This window comes from Synechococcus sp. OH2, from assembly GCF_047462155.1.
In the GTDB taxonomy this organism is placed as follows: Bacteria; Cyanobacteriota; Cyanobacteriia; order Thermostichales; family Thermostichaceae; genus Thermostichus.
In genome coordinates this window covers 3242-3804 of sequence record NZ_JANSIR010000061.1, presented here as the reverse complement: position 1 = coordinate 3804, position 563 = coordinate 3242, and the positions used below count along the sequence as shown (strand labels likewise).

Sequence of the window (563 nt, the reverse complement as noted above, 5' to 3'; positions counted from 1 at the left end):
CTCCTCTGCCGCCTTGATGATGCGTCCTACACCGGAGCTGGCGGCACTTTTGCGCCGCACTGCTGATCGCCTACAGGCCCAGCACTGGGGCTTTTGGGATCGCGAGTACTGCTGGCGGGATAGTACCCGCTGCAATTGCGGCCTGCTGGTGCAGGAAGCCCTGGGCTGGAATCAGCAGCAGCTTAGCCTGCGCATCCACCGCGGCACCTGGCGCTCCATTGCCCAAACGGCCTACCGCACTGCTGCCCTTGTCCTGAGGGATCCCTGGGAAGCCCAGTGTGAGACCACGGGCCTGCGGCTGGGATATGTGTTCGAAAAAATGGCAGAGCTGGGGTTTGACCAGCCAGAGGACTTTGCCGCCCTGGAAGAGCTGAGCGATCCCGTCATCCGGGCCCGCCTAGCCGCAAAAGGAGTGGAGCCGCTGCGGCAGGATCACGCCCTCCATGTGGCCCTCTACATGCGGGAGCTGGCCGACTGGATTGAGGAACAACTGCAGGCGCAAGCTCAGCTCAGCCACCTGACTCAACCGCTGCCCAAAGCCAAAGCACCAGAGGTGACCGTCC

General features: G+C 63.4%; 1 protein-coding gene. It reads left to right on the top strand.

Going from position 1 to position 563, the window contains the following annotated elements; translation table 11 throughout:
• A partial coding sequence (locus NW835_RS05065; RefSeq protein ID WP_414414686.1) for a hypothetical protein occupies positions 1-563 on the top strand: 563 nt, incomplete at both ends.